This window comes from Blastococcus xanthinilyticus (assembly GCF_008124835.1).
GTDB lineage: Bacteria > Actinomycetota > Actinomycetes > Mycobacteriales > Geodermatophilaceae > Blastococcus > Blastococcus xanthinilyticus.
The window spans coordinates 169680-189403 of sequence record NZ_VNHW01000011.1 but is presented as its reverse complement, the minus strand read 5'-3'; the positions used below and the strand labels follow the sequence as shown (position 1 = coordinate 189403).

General features: G+C 73.6%; 23 protein-coding genes. 3 read left to right on the top strand and 20 right to left on the bottom strand.

The annotated features are described in order from the left end of the window. Positions 1 to 96: 96 nt before the first annotated feature. The 13 genes from BD833_RS17205 to BD833_RS17145 form a co-directional block, all read right to left on the bottom strand. The gene (locus BD833_RS17205; RefSeq protein WP_029432918.1) at positions 97 to 417 is read right to left on the bottom strand and encodes a DUF2469 domain-containing protein; all 321 of its coding nucleotides are present in this window, start codon (positions 415 to 417) and stop codon (positions 97 to 99) included. Beyond that, a complete protein-coding gene (locus tag BD833_RS17200) occupies positions 414 to 1202 on the bottom strand; it encodes a ribonuclease HII (RefSeq protein ID WP_166534356.1) in 789 nt (262 codons plus the stop codon). Before BD833_RS17200 ends, BD833_RS17205 begins: the two co-directional genes overlap by 4 nt. Positions 1203 to 1312: 110 nt before the next feature. Beyond that, positions 1313 to 2035 (bottom strand): LuxR C-terminal-related transcriptional regulator, encoded by a 723-nt coding sequence (locus BD833_RS17195; RefSeq protein ID WP_166534355.1) that lies wholly within the window; start codon positions 2033 to 2035, stop codon positions 1313 to 1315. Between the two features lie 148 nt (positions 2036 to 2183). Then, positions 2184 to 3134, bottom strand: a complete 951-nt coding sequence (lepB, locus tag BD833_RS17190) for a signal peptidase I (protein WP_166534354.1) — start codon at positions 3132 to 3134, stop codon at positions 2184 to 2186. 77 nt (positions 3135 to 3211) lie between these two features. Then, the gene (rplS, locus tag BD833_RS17185) at positions 3212 to 3568 is read right to left on the bottom strand and encodes a 50S ribosomal protein L19 (protein ID WP_166534353.1); all 357 of its coding nucleotides are present in this window, start codon (positions 3566 to 3568) and stop codon (positions 3212 to 3214) included. Positions 3569 to 3712: 144 nt separating this feature from the next. Beyond that, the gene (locus BD833_RS17180; protein ID WP_166534352.1) at positions 3713 to 4213 is read right to left on the bottom strand and encodes an NUDIX hydrolase; all 501 of its coding nucleotides are present in this window, start codon (positions 4211 to 4213) and stop codon (positions 3713 to 3715) included. Continuing rightward, positions 4206 to 4943, bottom strand: a complete 738-nt coding sequence (trmD, locus tag BD833_RS17175; protein ID WP_166534351.1) for a tRNA (guanosine(37)-N1)-methyltransferase TrmD — start codon at positions 4941 to 4943, stop codon at positions 4206 to 4208. The genes BD833_RS17180 and trmD overlap by 8 nt, the downstream gene beginning before the upstream one ends. Before the next feature lie 55 nt (positions 4944 to 4998). Further along, a complete protein-coding gene (gene rimM, locus BD833_RS17170) occupies positions 4999 to 5544 on the bottom strand; it encodes a ribosome maturation factor RimM (protein WP_208092729.1) in 546 nt (181 codons plus the stop codon). Between the two features lie 25 nt (positions 5545 to 5569). Then, positions 5570 to 5806, bottom strand: coding sequence for an RNA-binding protein (locus BD833_RS17165; protein ID WP_104529572.1), 237 nt, complete (start codon positions 5804 to 5806; stop codon positions 5570 to 5572). Between the two features lie 3 nt (positions 5807 to 5809). Next, positions 5810 to 6322 carry a 30S ribosomal protein S16 gene (rpsP, locus tag BD833_RS17160; protein ID WP_166534350.1) on the bottom strand — a complete coding sequence of 171 codons (513 nt, stop codon included), beginning with the start codon at positions 6320 to 6322 and terminating at the stop codon, positions 5810 to 5812. A gap of 164 nt (positions 6323 to 6486) precedes the next feature. Then, positions 6487 to 6846: a ribonuclease E inhibitor RraB gene (locus tag BD833_RS17155; protein ID WP_166534349.1), complete on the bottom strand. Its 360-nt coding sequence runs from the start codon at positions 6844 to 6846 to the stop codon at positions 6487 to 6489. A gap of 4 nt (positions 6847 to 6850) precedes the next feature. Next, positions 6851 to 8587 (bottom strand): proline--tRNA ligase, encoded by a 1737-nt coding sequence (locus BD833_RS17150; protein ID WP_243737745.1) that lies wholly within the window; start codon positions 8585 to 8587, stop codon positions 6851 to 6853. A 162-nt stretch (positions 8588 to 8749) separates the two neighbouring features. Continuing rightward, positions 8750 to 8920, bottom strand: a complete 171-nt coding sequence (locus BD833_RS17145; RefSeq protein ID WP_166534347.1) for a hypothetical protein — start codon at positions 8918 to 8920, stop codon at positions 8750 to 8752. A 300-nt stretch (positions 8921 to 9220) separates the two neighbouring features. Between BD833_RS17145 and BD833_RS17140 the strand changes: the two genes are divergently transcribed. Further along, on the top strand, positions 9221 to 10621 hold the full coding sequence (locus BD833_RS17140) for an LCP family protein (protein ID WP_243737744.1): 1401 nt from the start codon (positions 9221 to 9223) through the stop codon (positions 10619 to 10621). A gap of 20 nt (positions 10622 to 10641) precedes the next feature. Here BD833_RS17140 and BD833_RS17135 read toward each other — a convergent pair whose 3' ends face one another. The 7 genes from BD833_RS17135 to BD833_RS17105 form a co-directional block, all read right to left on the bottom strand. Beyond that, the gene (locus BD833_RS17135; RefSeq protein WP_243737743.1) at positions 10642 to 11745 is read right to left on the bottom strand and encodes an amidohydrolase family protein; all 1104 of its coding nucleotides are present in this window, start codon (positions 11743 to 11745) and stop codon (positions 10642 to 10644) included. After that, positions 11742 to 12320 (bottom strand): phosphotransferase-like protein, encoded by a 579-nt coding sequence (locus BD833_RS17130; protein ID WP_208092728.1) that lies wholly within the window; start codon positions 12318 to 12320, stop codon positions 11742 to 11744. Before BD833_RS17130 ends, BD833_RS17135 begins: the two co-directional genes overlap by 4 nt. 32 nt (positions 12321 to 12352) lie before the next feature. Next, complete coding sequence (gene ffh / locus BD833_RS17125; RefSeq protein ID WP_166534345.1) at positions 12353 to 13930, bottom strand: signal recognition particle protein; 1578 nt, start codon at positions 13928 to 13930, stop codon at positions 12353 to 12355. Between the two features lie 77 nt (positions 13931 to 14007). Further along, entirely contained in the window at positions 14008 to 14199 is a 192-nt protein-coding gene (locus tag BD833_RS17120; RefSeq protein WP_166534344.1) for a hypothetical protein, read from the bottom strand. Positions 14200 to 14283: 84 nt separating this feature from the next. After that, positions 14284 to 16653: a [protein-PII] uridylyltransferase gene (locus BD833_RS17115; protein WP_166534343.1), complete on the bottom strand. Its 2370-nt coding sequence runs from the start codon at positions 16651 to 16653 to the stop codon at positions 14284 to 14286. Positions 16654 to 16812: 159 nt separating this feature from the next. Further along, the gene (locus tag BD833_RS17110; protein WP_104523071.1) at positions 16813 to 17151 is read right to left on the bottom strand and encodes a P-II family nitrogen regulator; all 339 of its coding nucleotides are present in this window, start codon (positions 17149 to 17151) and stop codon (positions 16813 to 16815) included. Beyond that, positions 17148 to 18497 carry an ammonium transporter gene (locus tag BD833_RS17105; RefSeq protein ID WP_166534342.1) on the bottom strand — a complete coding sequence of 450 codons (1350 nt, stop codon included), beginning with the start codon at positions 18495 to 18497 and terminating at the stop codon, positions 17148 to 17150. Before BD833_RS17105 ends, BD833_RS17110 begins: the two co-directional genes overlap by 4 nt. 214 nt (positions 18498 to 18711) lie before the next feature. Between BD833_RS17105 and BD833_RS17100 the strand changes: the two genes are divergently transcribed. Further along, positions 18712 to 19416 carry an energy-coupling factor ABC transporter permease gene (locus BD833_RS17100; RefSeq protein ID WP_166534341.1) on the top strand — a complete coding sequence of 235 codons (705 nt, stop codon included), beginning with the start codon at positions 18712 to 18714 and terminating at the stop codon, positions 19414 to 19416. Beyond that, entirely contained in the window at positions 19413 to 19724 is a 312-nt protein-coding gene (locus tag BD833_RS17095; protein ID WP_166534340.1) for a PDGLE domain-containing protein, read from the top strand. The genes BD833_RS17100 and BD833_RS17095 overlap by 4 nt, the downstream gene beginning before the upstream one ends.

Genomic DNA, 19724 nt, shown 5'->3' with positions numbered 1-19724 from the left:
GACCCCGACAACATGAGGTTCGTCAGCCCAGAGGAGAACGCCCGGCTGCCCCGTGACGAGCCAGAGGCGTGACTACAACCTCATGACACAACACAGCTAGGGCAGACGCGGGCCGTCGGGCAGCTCGAGGTCGGGCTTGTCCAGCTCCTCGACGTTGACGTCCTTGAACGTCAGCACGCGCACGTTGCGGACGAACCGGGCCGGCCGGTACATGTCCCACACCCAGGCGTCGGAGAGCTTCAGCTCGAAGAACACCTCTCCCCCGGCCTCGCGCACCTGCAGGTCGACGGAGTTGGCCAGGTAGAACCGCCGCTCGGTCTCCACCACGTAGGTGAACTGCCGGACGATGTCCCGGTACTCGCGATAGAGCTGCAGCTCCATCTCGGTCTCGTACTTCTCGAGGTCCTCGGTGCTCATCGGTCCTCGGTGCTCGTCAGGGCTCGGGACTCAGGGCGCATGGCCCCATCATCGACCATGCCCCCCGGAGCGGGCACCCGGGCGGTGCGCGCGGCGTGCGCGTCGCGGGCGCTGCGGACGTTCACGAAGCGCATCCGGTGCTCCGGGCACGGCCCGTACCGCTCCAGCGCGGCGGTGTGGACGTCGGTGATGTACCCCTTGTGCCCGGCGAAGTCGTACTCCGGGAAGCGCTCGTGCAGGTCGAGCATGATGCGGTCGCGGGTCACCTTGGCCAGCACCGAGGCGGCGGCGACGCAGGCGGCCACCCGGTCGCCCTTCCAGACGGCGAGGCCGGGCCGGGCCAGGCCGGGCACCGGGAACCCGTCGGTCAGCACGTAGTCCGGCCCCGGGTCGAGCAGGCAGACGGCGCGGCGCAGCGCCTCGATGTTGGTCACGTGCATGCCGCGCGCGTCCAGGTCGGCGACCGGGAGGACGACGACCGACCACGCCACCGCGCGCTCCACGATCTCCGCGTACACCCGCTCCCGGGCAGCAGCGGTCAGGAGCTTGGAGTCGGCCAGCCCGGGCACCCGCCCCCGCCGGCCGGCGGGCAGCACGCAGGCGGCGGCGACCAGCGGCCCCGCGCAGGCACCCCGCCCCGCCTCGTCCGCGCCGGCGATGCTCTCGAAACCGCGACGCCGCAGCGTGCGCTCCATGTCCCAGAGCGCATCGGTCCGGTCGTCGGCGAGCGCGCGCCGGCCGCTGACGACCGGAGCGGCACGGGTGTGGGTGGGACGGGCAGCCATCGCGGACCGACAGTACGACGCCCCGGGGACGTCCTTCCCGACCCCCGGACGCCCCGCGGGCCGGCTCCCGCGAACGGGAGCCGGCCCACGGAGCCAGAAGGAGGATCCGGTCAGAGATCGGCGGTCGCCTCAGGGGCGGACGCCGACAGCGAGTGAGCACCACAGGTGCATCCCGGCGAGCGGGAGGAGAGCACGAGCGACACCGCGTGCGCCCGGTCGCGGGCACCGAGCTTGCGCAGGATGGCCTTGACGTGGGACTTGACGGTGTCCTCGCTGATGAACAGGTTGCGGCCGATCTGCCGGTTGGACTGGCCCTGCAGCAGCTCGTCCAGGACGTCCTGCTCGCGGCGGGTCAGCGGCACCTCGGGGGCGAACGGCTTGGCGGCCGGCACGGCCGAGGGCTCGACCCGGCGGATCTGGGGGTCGACGACGACGCGGCCGGCGCGGGCGGCGAGGATCGCCCAACCTAGCAGGGTCGGCGACGTGTTGATCATCAGGTAGCCGCGGATGCCGGCGGCGAGCGCCTCGTTGACCACGGCCGGGTCCTCCGACGTCGCCAGCGCGATGATCGCCACCCGCGGGAAACGGCGACGCAGATCCCGGCAGGCGCCCAGCGTCGCGGCGCGGCCCGGGCCCAGCTCGACCACGACGGCGTCGGGGCGGGCGGTCTCGGCGAGAGTGAGCGCGCGGCGCAGCTCGCCGGGCGTGCCCACCGACTGCATGCCGGCGGTCTCGTTGATCATGCTGACCAGCCCCCGACGCAGGACGGGTGCGTCGGCGAGGAGGAGCACGCGGGTGACCCCGCGGGCGGTGCTCGCCACAGGTGCAGACACAACAGACTCCGTTTCGACTTCCGGGAACATGCAATACCTGCAACGGAAGGAAGAAAGGAGTACTTGAACGTTTTTCGAGCATTTTCTTGCCGAGAACTGCACCGACCATTCGATCGGGGTGAGTCACACGCGCAACGGCGCGACCATTTCAGTCGTCGGTACGTGCGCCCCGGATGCGCCGCCGCCGGCGCCAGGCGGCGACCGGTGCTGCCCCGAGCAGGCCCACCGCGTAGGGCAGCACGGCGACCGCGCCGACCGGGGAGGCGGGCCCACCGGCGGGCTCGCTCGGGGCGACCGCGGCCGCACCGGCGTCCTGGATGTCGGGTGAGTCGAGCAGGCCGAACCGGTCCAGCGGCCACACGATGACGGCGGCCTTGCCGATGACGTCGTCGACGCCGATCGTCCCGGCGTACTTGTCCCCCATGTGCTCGCGGGAGTCCGCCGACGCCGACCGGTGGTCACCCATGACCCACAGCCGCCCCTCGGGCACGGTCACCGGGCCGAACGCACGGTTCTCGAGCGGGTTGTTCTCGAAGATGTAGGGCTCCTCGAGCGGTTCGCCGTCCACGGTGACCCGGCCCTCGGCGTCGCAGCACTGCACGGTCTGGCCCTCGGTGGCGATGACCCGCTTGACGAAGTCGTCCTCGCTCGGCGGGGCGACACCGACCGCGCGGCCCAGCCACAGCAGGCTGCCGGTGAACCAGTTGTCCGGTTCGTCCACCGAGATCTCCGGCGTCCAGGTGTCCGGGCCGCGGAAGACGACGATGTCGCCGGGCTCCGGCTCCCCGAACCAGTACGGCACCTTGTTGACCAGGACGCGGTCCCCGGTGCACCCGGCGCAGCCGTGCAGCGTCTCCTCCATGGAGCCGGACGGGATGAAGAAGGCCTGCACGAAGAAGGTCTTGACGACCAGTGCCAGGACGAAGGCGACCAGCAGCAGGACAGGCAGCTCCCGCAGCAGCGACCCCTTCTTCGCGTCGGCTCCGCCCCGCCGGCGACGCGGCCTCCCGGCTCCCGTCCCGGTCGTGGACGGCTCGTCGGGCTCGTCCGGTTCCCCCGGAACGACGTCGGCGGGCCCCCCGGGCCGGTCGCTGCTCATCGAGGTCAGCGTACGGCGCGGGGGACCCGCCGAGATCCAGCCGGTCGGGCCGGCTGCAGGCGTGTCCTCGCGGGAGGTCAGCGCGCGACGGTCTCGCGCTTCTCCTTGATCTTGGCGGCCTTGCCGCGCAGCTCGCGGAGGTAGTACAGCTTGGCGCGGCGCACGTCACCGCGGGTGATGACCTCGATCTTCTCGACGACCGGGGTGTGCACCGGGAAGGTGCGCTCCACGCCGACGCCGAAGCTGACCTTGCGCACGGTGAAGGTCTCGCGGATGCCACCACCCTGACGGCGGATGACGACGCCCTGGAAGACCTGGATGCGCGAACGGTTGCCCTCGATGACGCGCACGTGCACCTTGACGGTGTCCCCGGGGCGGAACGAGGGGATGTCGTCGCGCAACGAGTCGGCGTCGAGTGCGTCCAGGGTGTTCATCTCGGCAGTCCTCAGTCTCAGGTGGTCGTTCTCGGTGCGGACAGCGGAACGCCCCGGCTGTCCGTTCCGGGGAGCTGCGGCTCCTCAGGGAGCTCCCGGCGGCGGGGCCGTCGGTCAGCAGCAGCTCTCTACTGTGCCACATCCTCAGCCGACGACGCGCGGGGGCCCCGTCCACCGGCCGCCGGACAGCTCGGCCAGCAGGGCGGGCAGGTCCCCCGGCACGAGATCCACCCCGCCGGCCGCCAGCTCCTCGGGCCGCCACCAGCGATGCGGCTCGTCGGCCAGCAGCTCGAGCTCGGTGAGCGCCCCGGGCACCACGTCGTGGACGACGCCCCGGAGCACGAAGTAGGTCTCCCGCGTGTCGTAGACCTGGTCACCGAACGGCCCCACGTGGCGGCGCAGCCAGACAGGGCCCTCGAGTGCGGCCGCCTCGACGCGCAGCCCGATCTCCTCGGCGAGCTCGCGCACGGCGGCCTCGCGCAGCGTCTCGCCGTCCTCCAGCCCGCCCCCGGGGGTGTACCAGAACAGCACCTCGCCCGGCGGCATCGAGGGCTCGGGGAGGCGGGCGCCGAGCAGCAGCACCCGGCCGGCGGGATCCAGGACGACGATCCGCGCGGTCGTGCGCAGGACCGGCCGGTCAGTCACCGGCGAGCGCCGCCCGCTCGGCATCGGTGAGCGCGCCGTCGGGCAGCGCGGCGAGGAGATCGGGCCGCCGGTCGGCGGTGCGGCGGAGCGATTCCGCGCGCCGCCAGCGGTCGATGGCCGCGTGGTCGCCGGAGAGCAGCACCGGAGGGACATCGTGCCCGCGCCAGGTGGCCGGCCGGGTGTAAGAGGGCCCCTCGAGCAGCCCGTCGGCGTGCGAGTCGAACTCCGCGGACTCCCGGTTGCCGAGCACACCCGGGATCAGCCGGGTGACCGCCTCGGTCATGACGAGGACGGCGGACTCCCCGCCGGCCAGCACGTAGTCGCCGATGGACACCTCGGAGACCGGACCGGCCTCGGCCGCCCGGTCCGCGACCCGCTGGTCGATGCCCTCGTAGCGGCCGCAGGCGAAGACCAGCCCCGGCTCGGCCGCCCACTCCGCCGCCAGGGCGTGGGTGAAGGGACGGCCCGCGGGCGTGGGCACCACCAACCGGGTGCCGGGCGGGCGGACGGCGTCCAGCGCCCTGCCCCACGGCTCGGGCTTCATGACCATGCCCGGGCCGCCGCCGTACGGTGCGTCGTCGACGGTGCGGTGGACGTCGTCGGTCCACTGCCGCAGGTCGTGGACACCGACCTCGACCAGACCCCGCTCGATGGCCTTCCCGAGCAGCGACTGGCGCAGCGGCGCCAGGTACTCGGGGAAGATCGTGACGACGTCGATGCGGAAGGTCACGTGCCGCCTCGTCGCTTCGCTCCCGCCCGGCGGAGCCGGCCGATCACAGAGCCGCTCACAGGTCGAGCAGCCCCTCGGGCGGGTCCACCACCAGGAACCCGCCGGCGACGTCGACGGTCGGCACGATCGCCGAGACGAACGGGATCAGCACCTCACCACCCTCCTCGCGGCGGACGGTCAGCAGGTCCTGCGCCTCGTGCCGGACGGCGGTGACCTCGCCGAGGACGCTGCCGTCGGGGAGGCGCGCGGACAGGCCGACGAGCTGGTGGTCGTAGTAGGAGTCGGGCTCCTCGATCTCCGGCAGGTCCGCGACGGGGACCACCAGGAGGGTGTTGCGCAGCTCGTCCACGGCCTCGCGGACGTCGTACACCTCGCCGGAGGGGGCGGCCAGCTGCAGCAGCAGCGTGCCGCTGTGCCAGCGACGGTCGACGACGGTCAGCGGCCCCCGTTCCGGCGGATCGGTCAGGAGGACCGTGCCGGGGGCGAAGCGCAGGTCGGGATCGTCGGTGCGGACCTCGACGGTGGCCAGACCACGGACACCGTGGGGTCGGCCGATGCGGCCGACCACCACGGTGTCGGTGGGTTCGCGCTCTGCTGTCACGTGCCGGTGTTCACAGAGCTCGTGCTCAGCGCCCGTCGGTGTCGACGACGTCGACCCGGAGGCCCCGTCCGCCGACGCCGGTCATCACCTGGCGCAGCGCCTTGGCGGTGCGCCCGCCACGGCCGATGACCTTGCCGAGGTCGTCCGGGTGCACCCGGATCTCGAGGGTCTTGCCGCGGCGGTTGGTGAGCAGGTCGACGGTGACGTCGTCGGGGTTGTCGACGATGCCCCTGACCAGGTGCTCGAGCGCTTCTTCGAGCACGTCTTACTCGGCCGGCTTCTCAGCGGCGTCCGCGGCCGGAGCCTCCGTCGCGGCATCGGCGGCCGGAACCTCGGGCGCAGCGTCGGCGGCCGGAGCGTCGGCCGGGGCCTCGGCAGCGGCGGCCTTCTTCGGGGCGGCCTTCTTCTTGGCGGTGGTCGCCTCGGTGGTGGGCTCGTCCATGCCCGCGCGGACGGCGGCCTCGTAGAGGGCCTTCTTGTCCGGCTTCGGCTCGGCGACCTTCATGGGGGCCGGAGCCGGCTCGCCCTTGAACTGCTGCCAGTCACCGGTGACCCGGAAGATGGCGGCGACGGCCTCGGTCGGCTGCGCGCCGACACCCAGCCAGTACTGCGCCCGCTCGCTGTTGACCTCGATGAAGGAGGGGTCCTCCTTCGGGTGGTACTTGCCGATCGTCTCGATCGAGCGACCGTCCCGCTTGGTGCGGGCGTCGGCGACGACGATGCGGTAGTACGGCGCGCGCATCTTGCCCAGGCGCATGAGCTTGATCTTGGTGGCCACGGTGTGTGGTGTTCTCCTCGAAAGCTGTGTGGTTGCTCGCCGGGCGACGTGTGGGGTTACGCCGGGGCGGAGCGATGGACACGCGCGGGCATGGTGAGAGGGCCGCACCCGACGTGTTCGACCAGCCATTGTGCCAGATGTGGCTCAGCCGATGACGGGCCGCATCAGGACCCCGCACCGGCCTCGTCGTCCGCAGCCACCAGGAAGCCGCCCCAGCCGTCGTAGGTGCCGCCGTGCCGGTCCACGATGCCCACGACTTCGCGGGTGAACGCGGCGGCGGTGGCGGAATCGACGGCGGTCATGGCGCTGAACTCCAGCCAGACGGTGAGAAGGCGCCGCCGCAGTCCGTCGATGCGGTAGCCGGCGGCGACCAGCTCCTCCCCCGCCGCGGTCGCCGCCCGGCGGGAACGGAACCCGGCGAGGTGGTCGATCGGGCGGGGCTCGTGCACCTGGTCACCCAGGCTCAGGCGCTCCTCGACCAGCTGCGCACCGAGCGCCACCTGCTCCTCGACGTCCCGGGGCACGTCCTCAGCCCCGGACGGCGGACAGCACGCGGGCAGCGGCGCCGTCGACCGGGATCTCCTCGCGCTCGCCGGTCCTGCGGTCGCGCAGCTCCAGGACTCCCTCGGCGAGACCGCGGCCGACGGTGACGATCGTGGGCATCCCGAGCAGCTCGGCGTCCTTGAACTTCACCCCGGGCGACACCTTCGGCCGGTCGTCGTAGAGCACGGTGAGGCCCTGCCCTACGAGCTCGGCCGCCAGCGCCTCAGCGGCTTCGAAGATCGCGGCGTCCTTGCCGGTGGCGACGACGTGCACGTCGGCCGGGGCGACCTCGCGGGGCCAGACCAGGCCGAGCTCGTCGTGCGTGGACTCGGCGATCGCCGCGACCGCGCGGGAGACGCCGATGCCGTAGGAGCCCATGGTGACGGTGACGAGCTTGCCGTTCTCGTCGAGCACCTTGAGGTCCAGCGCCTCGGCGTACTTGCGGCCCAGCTGGAAGATGTGGCCCATCTCCACGCCGCGCGCGAGCTCCAGCGGGCCGGAGCCGTCGGGGGCGGGGTCACCGGCGAGCACCTCGGCGGCCTCGATGACGCCGTCCCAGGTGAAGTCGCGGCCGGCCACCAGGTCGAAGACGTGCTTGCCGGGCTGGTTCGCCCCGGTGATCCACCGGGTGCCCGTCACCACCCGCGGGTCGACCAGGTAGCGGATGCCCGACTCGCTCTCGCTGCCGAGCACCTGGGGGCCGATGTAGCCCTTGACGAGCGCCGGGTGCTTGTCGAACTCGGTGAACGGCTCCACCTCGGCGGGGGCGACCTGCGCCTCCAGCCGCTTGGCGTCGACCTCGCGGTTGCCCGGCAGGCCGATGACCAGCGGCTCCCGGGTGCCGTCGGGGTGCACCAGGGTGACGACGACGTTCTTCAGCGTCGACTCGGCGGTGTAGCCGGCGTCGGGGAACAGCTGCCGGGCGACGGCGACCAGCGACTCGATGGTCGGGGTGTCGGGGGTGTCCTCGACGTGCGCCTCGGGCAGGCCCTCGAGCGGGACCGCGTCGGGGACGACGGTGGTGACGGCCTCGACGTTGGCCGCGTAGCCGCCGGGCGAGCGCACGAAGGTGTCCTCACCGATCGCCGTCGGGTGCAGGAACTCCTCGCTCCTGGAGCCACCCATGGCGCCGGACATCGCCGAGACGATGGCGTACTCCAGGCCGAGCCGGTCGAAGATCTTGATGTAGGCGTCGCGGTGCGCGGCGTAGCTCTTGTCCAGGCCGGCGTCGTCGACGTCGAAGGAGTAGCTGTCCTTCATCGTGAACTCGCGGCCACGGAGCAGGCCGGCGCGGGGACGCGCCTCGTCCCGGAACTTGGTCTGGATCTGGTAGAGCGACAGCGGCAGGTCCTTGTACGACGAGTACAGGTCCTTCACCAGGAGCGTGAACATCTCCTCGTGCGTGGGGCCCAGCAGGTGGTCGACGCCGCGCCGGTCCTTGAGGCGGAACAAGTTGTCGCCGTACTCGGTCCAGCGACCGGTGGCCTCGTAGGGCTCCTTGGGCAACAGCGAGGGGAAGTGCACCTCCTGCGCGCCCATCGCGTCCATCTCCTCGCGGATGATGCGCTCGACGTTGCGGAACACGCGGAAGCCCAGCGGCAGCCAGGTGAACCCGCCGGGGGCGGCCCGCCGGATGTAGCCGGCACGGGCCAGGAGACGGTGACTGGCGACCTCGGCGTCGGCCGGGTCGTCCCGAAGGGTCCGCAGGAACAGGGTGGACATCCGCAACAGCACGGTGCACATTGTCGCCCGCCGGGCTCCCACCGCGGCCAGCGGGTTCCCAGCGCCACGCTGAGCCGAGAACCGTGTCCCCGGCGGGGAGCCTCCGGCCCTCGCGCCGGGTCCACCGCCGGCTGCACCGGCGCCCGTACCGGCGACGGGCGCTCAGGCCGGCTCGGGCACCCCGCCCGGGTCGCCGCCGGGGTCGTCGGGCGAGGGCTCGACCGGCGCGGGCGGCAGCGTGTCCGGGGTGTCGGGCATGAGCTCACCGGGATCGTCGGGCACCGGCTCGGTCGGATCGAGCACCGGGTCCGGCTCCGGGAGTGGCGACACCATGGCAGGAGTCAACCAGCGCGGCCCGCGTCCGGCATCCCTTCGCCGCCGCCGGAACCGCCCGGCCGGAGCGCTCCCTCCCCTGACCGGCCCCCCGGGGGACGCCGTCTGACTACGATCGACGCTTGGTCCACGCGCCGACCAGCGAGCGAGGGAGCAGTGAGCGGAGAACGCCCGCAGCGAGGCGGTCCCGGCCGTCCGCCGCTGCCACCCCACCTCGACCCCCGGGGCGGCGGGCGGCAGCGCTCCGGTGGCCGAGCGTCCGCCGGCGGGCCGGCGCCCTCCGGCCGCGGTCGCCGCGCCGTGGTCGCCCTGCGCGCGGTGGCCGGGGTGCTGTCCGTCCTCCTCCTCGCCGGGTCCGGCTGGGGGTGGCACCTGGGCCAGGTCGCCGACGCGACCGTCAACCGGACCGACGCCATCCCCACCGAGGGCAACGAGGAGACCGGGAACGCCGGAGAGGCGATGAACCTGCTGCTGGTCGGCAACGACAGCCGCAGCAACCTGACCGACGAGCAGCTGGCCGAGTTCCAGGCCGGCGCCGACTCCGGCATCAACACCGACACGATGATCCTGGTGCACGTGCCCGCCGACGGGTCGCGCGCCTCGTTCGTCTCCTTCCCCCGCGACTCCTACGTCGACATCCCCGGGCACGGCAGGGACAAGCTCAACGCCGCCTACGCCTACGGGTACTCGGCGGCCGCGGACGACGCGGACGAGGCCGCCCGCGACGCCGCCGGCGCCCGGCTGCTCGTGCAGACGATCAGCCGGCTCACCGGCCTGGAGATCGACCACTACGCCGAGGTGGACCTGCTGGGCTTCTTCGAGCTCAGCTCGGCCGTGGGCGGTGTCGAGGTCAACCTCTGCAACGCGGTGGACGACCGCGAGTGGTCGGGGGCGTACTTCCCGGCCGGGAAGCAGACGATCAGCGGCGCGGACGCGCTGAAGTTCGTCCGCCAGCGGCACAACTTCGGGCCCGACGGTCGCGGCGACTTCGACCGCATCGTCCGCCAGCAGGTGTTCCTCGCCGGGGTGCTGCGCAAGATGCTGTCGGAGGACGTGCTGCTCGACCTCGGCAAGCAGCGGGAGCTGGTCGAGGCCGCCGCCGCGTCGCTCACGGTGGACCAGGACCTGGACCTGCTGCAGCTCGCCCAGCAGATGCAGTCGGTCACCACCGGCAGCATCGAGTTCCAGACCGTGCCCAACCTCGGGGTCGACCGGGAGGACGGCAAGTCGATCGTCCGGCTCGAGGACCCGGAGACCCTGCGCCAGTTCTTCGCGCAGCTGTCCGCGGAGCCGGAGGAGACCGCACCGGAGGAGGTTCCCGCGCCGGAGTCCGTGGATCCCTCCGACGTCCAGGTCGCCGTCTACAACGGCGCCGGCACCAGCGGCCTGGCCGCGCAGGCCGAAGGCGAACTGGAGGCGGCGGGCTTCCCGGTGGTCTCGACCGGCAACGCGGCCTCCTCCGACCTCACGCAGACCGAGGTCCGGCACGCCGCCGGCGACGAGGCCCTCGCGGCGGCGGTCGCCGCCGCGGTTCCGGGCGCCGTCGTCGTGGCCGCCGACGACGCCACGCCGGGCACCGTGCAGCTGGTCCTCGGCTCGGACTTCAACGGCATCGGCCAGCAGACCGACGCCCAGCCGCCGGCGGCCCCCGTGGCCGACCCAGACGCCCGCACCGCCGCCGATACCGGCTGCATCAACTGACTACAGCGACTGCAACGACCTCACCCGACGACCCGGCCGCGCAGGATCGTCCGCTGCGGTCGCTGCAACGCGTCCAGGTCGGCTCGGGGGTCGGCGTCGTAGACGACGACGTCGGCCTGCGCCCCCTCCTCGATCCCCCGCAAGCCCAGCCACTCGCGCGCCCTCCAGGAGCCCGCGGCCAGCGCCGCCTCGGCGGGGATGCCGGCGTCGCACAGCGCCCGGATCTCGTCGGCGATGACGCCGTGGTCGATGCCGCCGCCGGCGTCGGTGCCGGCGAACACCGGGACGCCGGCCTCGAAGGCGGCCCGCACCACGGCGCCGGAGCCGGCGTGGAGGCGGCGCATCGTGCTGGCGTAGGCGGGGAACTTCTTCTCCCCCGCGGTCGCGAAACCGGGGAAGTTCTCGACGTTCACCAGCGTCGGGACGACGGCGGTGCCACGACGGGCCATCTCGCCGATCAGCTCCTCGGTCAGCCCGGTGCCGTGCTCGATGCAGTCGATCCCCGCCTCGATCAGCCCGGGCAGCGCATCGGTGCCGAAGGTGTGCGCGGTGACCCGCGCGCCCTCCTCGTGCGCGGCCGCGATCGCCGCCGCCAGCGCGTCGGCCGGCCACTCGGGGGCCAGGTCGCCGACCGACCGGTCGATCCAGTCACCCACGAGCTTCACCCAGCCGTCGCCCCGGCGGGCCTGCAGCCGGATCTGCGCCACCAGGTCGTCGGGCTCGATCTCGACGGCGAGCCCGGGGATGTACCGGCGGGTGCGGGCGATGTGCCGCCCGGCGCGGATGATCGTCGGCAGCTCCGGGTCGTCGTCCAGCGCGCGGGTGTCCACCGGGGAGCCGCAGTCGCGCAGCGCGAGGACCCCGGCCGCACGCTCGGCGAGCGCCTGGGTGCGCGCGTGCGCGAGGTCCTCGACGTGGCCACCGCCGCGCGCGATGCCCACGTGGCAGTGCGCGTCGACCAGGCCCGGCACCAGCCAGCCACTCCGGCTCACCGTCTCCGCGCCCGGCACCGGCTCGAACGTGAACCGGCCCCCGCGCACCCAGACGTCGCGGTGCTCGCCCTCGGGGAGCACCACCCCGGACAGGTGCAGCGACGGGAGCTGGTCTCCTCCGATGGCGGTCACGACGTCCCTCCAGCAGCCTGCATGGCGAAGAAGTGTCGCCGAATGCGGCCGGCCACCGCGACAGCGGGTTCCGTCGTCGTGTCGACCTCGAGGTCGTAGCGGATCCCGGTGTGCACCGCCCGGGCCTGCGCGAGCGCCATCCCGGAAGTCCGGTCGCCCCGGCGGCGCTCCCGGTCGGCGGCGGTCACCGGATCGCAGTGCACGCCGATCCACCCCACGGGGACCCGGGCCAGCGCGCCGCGCCACCGCTCCTGGGCGCTCGGGCCGCTCACGAAGTTGTCCTCGACGAGGATCCGGGCGCCCAGCTCCGCCATGCGCGCGACCCCACCCATCCAGAGGTCCTCCACGGCCACGAAGCCGTCGCCGACGCCGACCGCACCGCCGTCCCCCAGGAGCAGGCCGTCGCCGGCGAGGAGCGCCGGGGGCAGCGCCCCGACCAGGGTGTCGACACCGAGCCGCAGCCACACCCCGTCGAGCACGGTCTGCAGCTCCCGCGCCACCGAGGACTTCCCCGAGCTGGAGCCCCCGTTGAGCACCAGCACGCGAGGCGAGGCCCCCCGCCCCACCGACGTCACCGGGGCAGGATCCCGCGGGAGCACGGACCGCCTCAGCGGCCGGGCCGCTCGTCCTTCAGCTGGTCGAAGTTCAGCTTGGTGAGATCGGGCATGCCCTGGCCCGGGGGGAGGCCAGGCATCCCGCCGCCGAATGGGTTGGCCCCGAAGGTGTTGCCGGCGCCCGGGGGCAGGCCGGGGGCGCCGACGGGACGGCGGGCCGGACCGCCCTTCGCCTTGCCCTTGCCCTTCTTGCCCTTGCCTCGCGCCTGGGCCTGCTGCTGACGGCCGCGCGCCTTCTTGGACATGGGCCCCATGCCGGGCAGCCCCATGCTGCCGGCCATCTGCCCCATCATCTTCTGGGCCTGGGCGAAGCGCTCCAGCAGCTGGTTGACCTCGGTGACGGTGACGCCGGAACCGTTGGCGATGCGCACCCGCCGCGACGAGTTGATGATCTTGGAGTTGACCCGCTCCTGCGGCGTCATCGACCGGATGATGGCCGCGGTGCGGTCCAGGTCGCGGTCGTCGATCTGCTTGAGCTGCTCCTTCATCTGCCCCGCGCCGGGCAGCATGCCGAGCAGGTTGGCGATCGGGCCCATCTTGCGGATCGCCATCATCTGCTCGAGGAAGTCCTCGAGCGTGAAGCCCTCGCGGGAGGCGAGCTTGCCGGCCATCTTCTCGGCCTGGTCGGCGTCGAAGGCCTGCTCGGCCTGCTCGATGAGGGTGAGCACGTCGCCCATCCCGAGGATGCGCGAGGCCATCCGCTCCGGGTGGAAGACGTCGAAGTCGGTGAGCTTCTCGCCGGTGGAGGCGAACATGATCGGCTGGCCGGTCACGTACCGCACCGAGAGGGCCGCACCACCGCGGGCGTCACCGTCGAGCTTGGTGAGCACGACGCCGGAGAAGCCGACGCCCTCCTGGAACGCCTGGGCGGTGGTGACCGCGTCCTGACCGATCATCGCGTCGACGACGAAGAGGGTCTCGTCGGGGCTGACGGCGTCGCGGATGTCGGCCGCCTGCTCCATGAGCTCGGCGTCGATGCCGAGCCGGCCAGCGGTGTCGACGACGACGACGTCGTGCATGGTCCGGCGGGCGTGCTCGATGGACTCGCGCGCCACCTGGACCGGGTCGCCGACGCCGTTGCCCGGCTCGGGGGCGAAGACGTCGACCCCGGCCTGACCGGCCACGATCGACAGCTGGTTGACGGCGTTCGGCCGCTGGAGGTCGGCGGCCACGAGCAGCGGCGCGTGGCCCTGCGACTTGAGCCACCGGCCCAGCTTGCCGGCGAGCGTCGTCTTACCGGCACCCTGCAGACCGGCGAGCATGATCACCGTCGGCGAGGTCTTGGCCAGCCGGATGCGGCGGGTCTCGCCCCCGAGGATCTGGATGAGCTCCTCGTTGACGATCTTGATGACCTGCTGCGCCGGGTTCAGCGCCTGGGAGACGTCCGCACCGCGGGCGCGCTCCTTGACCGCGGTGATGAACGCGCGCACGGCCGGCAGCGCGACGTCGGCCTCCAGCAGCGCGATGCGGATCTCGCGCGCCGTCGCGTCGATGTCGGCGTCGGAGAGCCGACCCTTGCCCCGAAGGCCGGTGAAGACCTTGTCGAGGCGGTCGGAGAGGGTCTCGAACACAGCACGTCCTCAGCAGTCACGGGCGCGGGCTCGCCGCGCCACCTGACAGCCAGGGTATCGGGGAACCGCGACGCGGTTCAGGCCGCGCGGGCCAGCCGCGCCGCGACCGGCGCGACGGCGGTGCTCCCGCCGACCACGGCGGCGCCGCAGTCGGCGCAGGCCCACTCGGGGCACTCCCCGCCGTCCGCGGTGTGCCCGTCGACGCACGGCGGCTGCACGAAGTCGCGGTCGTCCCCGCAGGAGGGGCAGGGCCACTGGTGGCTGTCCACGGGAGGCTCCTCTCGGCAGAGGGGACCGGTCCGTCCCCGTTCTCCCGTCGACGGTCGCACGCACCTGCGACAGAACCGGGAACCTCAGGACGGCGTGTCGGGCCCCACCGTCACCGCGCCGCCCCGCGTCGCCGCGACCAGCGCCGCCTCGACCCGCTCCCGCTGACCGGCGTCCACCGGGGAGCCCGACGGGTTGCACACGTAGAAGCAGTCGACCGCGTCGGCGCCCAGGGTCTCGATGCGGGCGCCGGTGACGTCGAGCCCCTCCCCCGCGATCGCCGCGGTCAGCCGGTAGAGCAGCCCGGCCCGGTCACCGGCGCGCACCTCGACGATGCCGGTGGCGCTGCCGCTGACCTCGTGGTTGTGCCAGGAGATCCGCGGCGGCGCCGACCTCGTCTCCTGGCGGTAGTCGGCCTCGCGCTGCCGCAGCCGCTCGGACAGCGACAGCGTCCCCTCCAGGGCGGCGCGGACGCCGTCGGCCAGGATCTCCGGCACCGGCGCCCGGCCGAAGCGGGGTCGGACCGCGAAGACGCTGGTGCCGTAGCCGTCGACGACGGTCAGCTTCGCCGCGCGCACGTCGAGCTGGTTGAGCGCCAGGACGCCGGCGCAGGTGCTGAGCAGCCCGGGGCGGTCGGGGGCGCCGATGGTCACCTGCTGCCCGTCGGCGACCTCCTCGAGGCCCACGGTCACCCCGCGGCTCCCGGCGGGGACCCCGGGGGCGGGCACGGTCGCCGTCGCCTGCGCCGGGTGCAGCACCGGCTCGGGCTCGGCCAGCTGCGGACCGCCGAGCCGCGCCTGCACCCGGGCGACCAGCGCCGCGACCAGGTGCGCCTTCCACGGCGACCACGCCGAGGCGCTGGTGGCCGCGCCGTCGGCCTGGGCCAGGGCGTGCAGCAGCTGGAGCACCGAGGCGTCGTGCCCGATGGTGGCGGCGACCCGCTCGATGGTCGCGGGGTCGTCGATGTCCCGCCGGGTCGCGGTCGCCGGCAGCAGCAGGTGGTGGCGCACGAGCGTGGCGACCACGGTGACGTCGGTGGCGGTGAAGCCCATCCGCGCCGCGATCTCGGCCGCGACGGGCTCGCCGACCACGCTGTGGTCACCGGGCCACCCCTTGCCGATGTCGTGCAGCAGGGCGGCCACGAGGAGCAGATCGGGGCGGTCGACGTCGCGGGTCAGCTCGGCCGCGGCCGCGGCGGCCTCGATGAGGTGCCGGTCGACGGTGTACCGGTGCCAGGGGTGGCGCTGGGGCAGCGACCGCACCCGGTCCCACTCGGGCAGGATCCGGGAGAGCAGGCCCTCCTGGTCCAGCTGCTCCAGCACCGGGACCGCGGACCGGCCGCTGGCCAGCACCCGCAGGAAGGACCAGCGCGCCTCCGGCGGCCAGGGTTCGGGCAGCGGCGGGCTGTGCACCGCGAGGACCTTGAGCGTGTAGGGCGAGAGCAGCAGGTCGGCCCGGGCCGCCGCCGCGGCGGCGCGCAGCACCAGCCCCGGATCGGTCGCGGGCCGCGCGTCGCGGGCGAGGACCACCTCGTCGCCCTGCCGGACGACGCCCTCGGCCAGCGGCTCGCGGCGCACCCGGCGGTACCGGCCGCGCGGCCGGCGCACCAGCGCGGCCTCCACCCGGCGCCAGGTCTCGTCGGCGACGAACGCCAGCCGCCGGCCGGCCAGGCTCACCTCGCGCAGCAGCACGTCCTCGTCGGCGAAGCCCAGCGTCGCGGCGACCGCCCGCTGCTCCTGGCGCACCAGGACGTCGGAGGGGCGCCCGGACCGCCGGCGCAGCTCGTCGCGCACGTCGAGCAGCAGGGCGTAGGCCTCCTCGGCCTCGGCGCTGGGCTCGTCGGCGAGCTGGGCGGCGGCCGCCGCCCGCAGCACCTGCCCCTCGCGCAGCCCGCCGTAGGCCTCCTTGAGGTCCGGCTCGAGCAGGAAGGCGAGCTCGCCCAGCCGCCGGGCCCGCTCCCGGCGCAGGTCGCGCAGCTGCGGCAGCAGACGGGCGGCCGACTGCCGCCAGCTGGCCAGGGTCGCCGAGCGCAGCCGGGCGGCGAGCTCGGCGTCCCCGGCCACCAGCCGGGCGTCGAGCAGGCCAAGGCCGGCCTTGGCGTCGGTCGAGGCGACCGTGACGGCCTCGGCGACCGAGCGCACCGAGTGGTCCAGGCGCAGGCCCGCGTCCCAGACCGGGTACCACAGCGCGTCGGCGATCGCGGCGATCTCCGGACGGTCCTCGTGGACCAGCACCAGGTCCAGGTCGCCGTGCGGCGGCAGCTCCCGGCGCCCGAGGCTGCCGACCGCGACCAGGGCCAGCCCGTCGGTGCCGGTGCGCGGCGGGGGCCCGCCGCGGCGGGCCCGCGGCGGCGGCGTGCCGGCGACGGCATCGGCGAGCAGCCCGGCGAGCCAGTCGTCCAGGGCCGCGACCCGCGCGGCCCGGCCCAGGCCGGGCAGTGCCCCGGTGTCCAGCACGGCTCCCCCTCGATGTGGTCCTGCGCCTGGTGGTCCTGCGCCTGGTGGTCCTGCGCCTGGTGGTCCTGCGCTGGTGGTCCCGCGCAGGGCCGGAACGGGAGTCGGCCGGGGCGGCGGGTGCTCCCACCACCCCGGCCGACGTGTCAGCCCGGCGTCGGGCTAGACGGCGTCCTCGCCGCGTTCCCCGGTCCGGACGCGGACGATCTCGTCGATCGTGGTCACCCAGACCTTGCCGTCACCGATCTGGCCGGTGGAGGCGGCCTCGACGACGGCGTCCACCACCCGGGCGGCGTCGAGCTCGCTGACCACGACCTCGATGCGGACCTTGGGCACGAAGTCCACCTGGTACTCCGCCCCGCGGTAGACCTCGGTGTGACCCCGCTGACGGCCGAAGCCCTGGACCTCGCTCACGGTGAGCCCGGCGATGCCGATCAGCTCGAGGGCGTTCTTGACGTCGTCCAGCTTGAACGGCTTGACGATCGCGGTGACCAGCTTCATGCCATCGTCCTCTCGGTGTTCCGGGCCAGGCTGTCAGTGGAGGTGGCACGCGCCTGGCCGGCCAGTGGGGCGGTCGAACCGCTGCTGCCGAGGGAGGCCAGGTCGTAACCCGACTCGGCGTGCAGGACGTTGTCGATGCCGGTGATCTCGTCCTCCTCGGTGATGCGGAAGCCCATCGTCTTCTGGATGACCGTGCCGATGATCCAGGTGACGACGAACGAGAAGAGCATGACAGCGACGGCTCCGACGACCTGCCGCCACAGCTGGTCGACACCGCCACCGTAGAAGAGGCCGTCGACGCCCGCCGGGGACTCCGCCGAGGCCAGGAAGCCGATGGCGATGGTGCCCCAGAGGCCACCGACGAGGTGCACGCCGACGACGTCGAGCGAGTCGTCGTAACCGAGCGCGTACTTCAGGCCGACGGCGAGCGCGCAGAGCGCACCGGCGATGACGCCGATCAGGATGGCGCCGACGGGCGAGACCGCGTTGCAGGCGGGCGTGATGGCGACCAGGCCGGCGACCACGCCGGATGCAGCGCCCAGCGAGGTCGAGTGACCGTCCCGGATCTTCTCCACGAGCAGCCAGCCGAGCGTGGCCGCGCCGGTGGCGACCAGCGTGTTCACCCACGCCACGGCCGCGGTGTTGTTCGCCGCCAGGGCGGAGCCGGCGTTGAAGCCGAACCAGCCGAACCACAGCAGGCCGGCGCCGATCATGACCAGGGGCAGGTTGTGCGGCCGCATGGCCTCGCGGCCGAAGCCGCGGCGCTTGCCGAGCACGAAGGCCAGGGCCAGACCCGCGGCGCCGGCGTTGATGTGCACCGCGGTGCCACCGGCGAAGTCGAGCGCCAGCAGGTCGTTGGCGATCCAGCCGCCCACGACGTCGTCACCGTCGAAGGCGAACACCCAGTGGGCCACCGGGAAGTACACGATCGTCGCCCAGATGCCGGCGAAGACCATCCACGCGCCGAACTTGGCGCGGTCGGCGATGGCGCCGCTGATCAGGGCCACGGTGATGATGGCGAACACGGCCTGGAAGCCGACGAACGCCATGGCGGGCAGCCCGCCCTCCTCGCTGGTGGCGTCCTCCATGAGGCCGGCCAGGCCGAAGTACTCGAACGGGCTCCCGAACAGGCCGGCACCGCCGACGCTGTCGCCGAACGCGATCGAGTAGCCGTAGAGCACCCAGAGCACGCTGATGAGGGCCAGCGCGCCGAAGCTCATCATCATCATGTTCAGCACGCTCTTCGCGCGGACCATGCCGCCGTAGAACAGTGCGAGGCCTGGGGTCATCAGCAGCACGAGCGCCGCGCTGGTGAGGATCCAGGCGGTGTCGCCGGTGTTGACCACGGCAACCTCCTGAAGGTTTCGGGGTCGTGGGCGACCCTGGGTGTCGAGTGGCGTTCACCGTGCCGGGACCGTGTTTCCGGCGGCTTCGCCGCCACGTTTCGGCGCCGTGAACTCCTGCCCGCGTGTCCCGCTCCGCGTTGCGGGCGTGTTGCGGCGGCCGGTGCCGCGGGGTGCGACGAGCCAGTTGCGAACTATGTGCAATAAGCTCGGCGGCGTGCACGTACCCGATGGCTTCCTCGATCCGGCCACCTCCGTCGCCACCGGCGCGCTGGCGGCCGGCACCGTCGCACTGGCGCTGCGCAAGGCCCGGGAGGAGCTCGACGACCGCACCGCACCGCTGGCCGGGCTCACCGCGGCCTTCGTCTTCGCCGGCCAGATGATGAACTTCCCGCTCCCCGGGCTGCCGGTGAGCGGGCACCTCATCGGCGCGGTGCTCACCGCGGTGCTCGTCGGGCCCTGGACCGCGGTGCTGTGCATGACCGTCGTCCTCCTGGTGCAGGCCGCCCTCTTCGCCGACGGCGGGATCACCGCGCTCGGCACCAACGTCACGCTCATGGCCCTGCTCGCCGTCGTCGTCGGGTACGGCGTCTTCCGCGGCCTCGCCGCGCTGCTGCCGCGGACCCGGACCGGCGTCCTGGCGGCCACCGGGATCGCCGCCTTCCTGTCCGTGCCGGTCGCGGCGCTGTCCTTCGTGGGCCTGTTCGCGATCGGTGGCAGCGTCGACCTCCCGCTCGGTACCGTGGCCGCGGCGATGACCGGGGTCCACCTGCTCATCGGCCTCGGGGAGGCGGCGATCACCGTCGCCGTGGTGGGCGCGGTCCTGGCCGTGCGCCCCGACCTCGTGCACGGAGCGGCCCGGCTGCGCACGGCGACCCCGCTGGCCGGCCGGCCCACCGGCGCCGCGACGGTGCTCCGGTGACCCGCCGCGGCCGCACCCTGTGGCTCGCCGGCCTCGTCGCGGCGCTGCTCGTCGCGGGCTTCCTGAGCTGGTACGCCAGCGGCTCCCCCGACGGGCTCGAGCACGCCGCCGAGGAGGCCGGGTTCGCGCACACCGCCGAGGACAGCGTCACCGCGGGCTCCCCGCTGGCCGACTACCTCGTCGACGGCGAGGAGAACCGCCTCTCCGCCGGCGCGGCCGGGGTCATCGGCGTGGTCGTCACGCTCGCGCTGGCCGGGGGCCTGACGCTCGTCCTGCGCCGGCGCGGCAGCTCCGCCGACCGGAGCTGA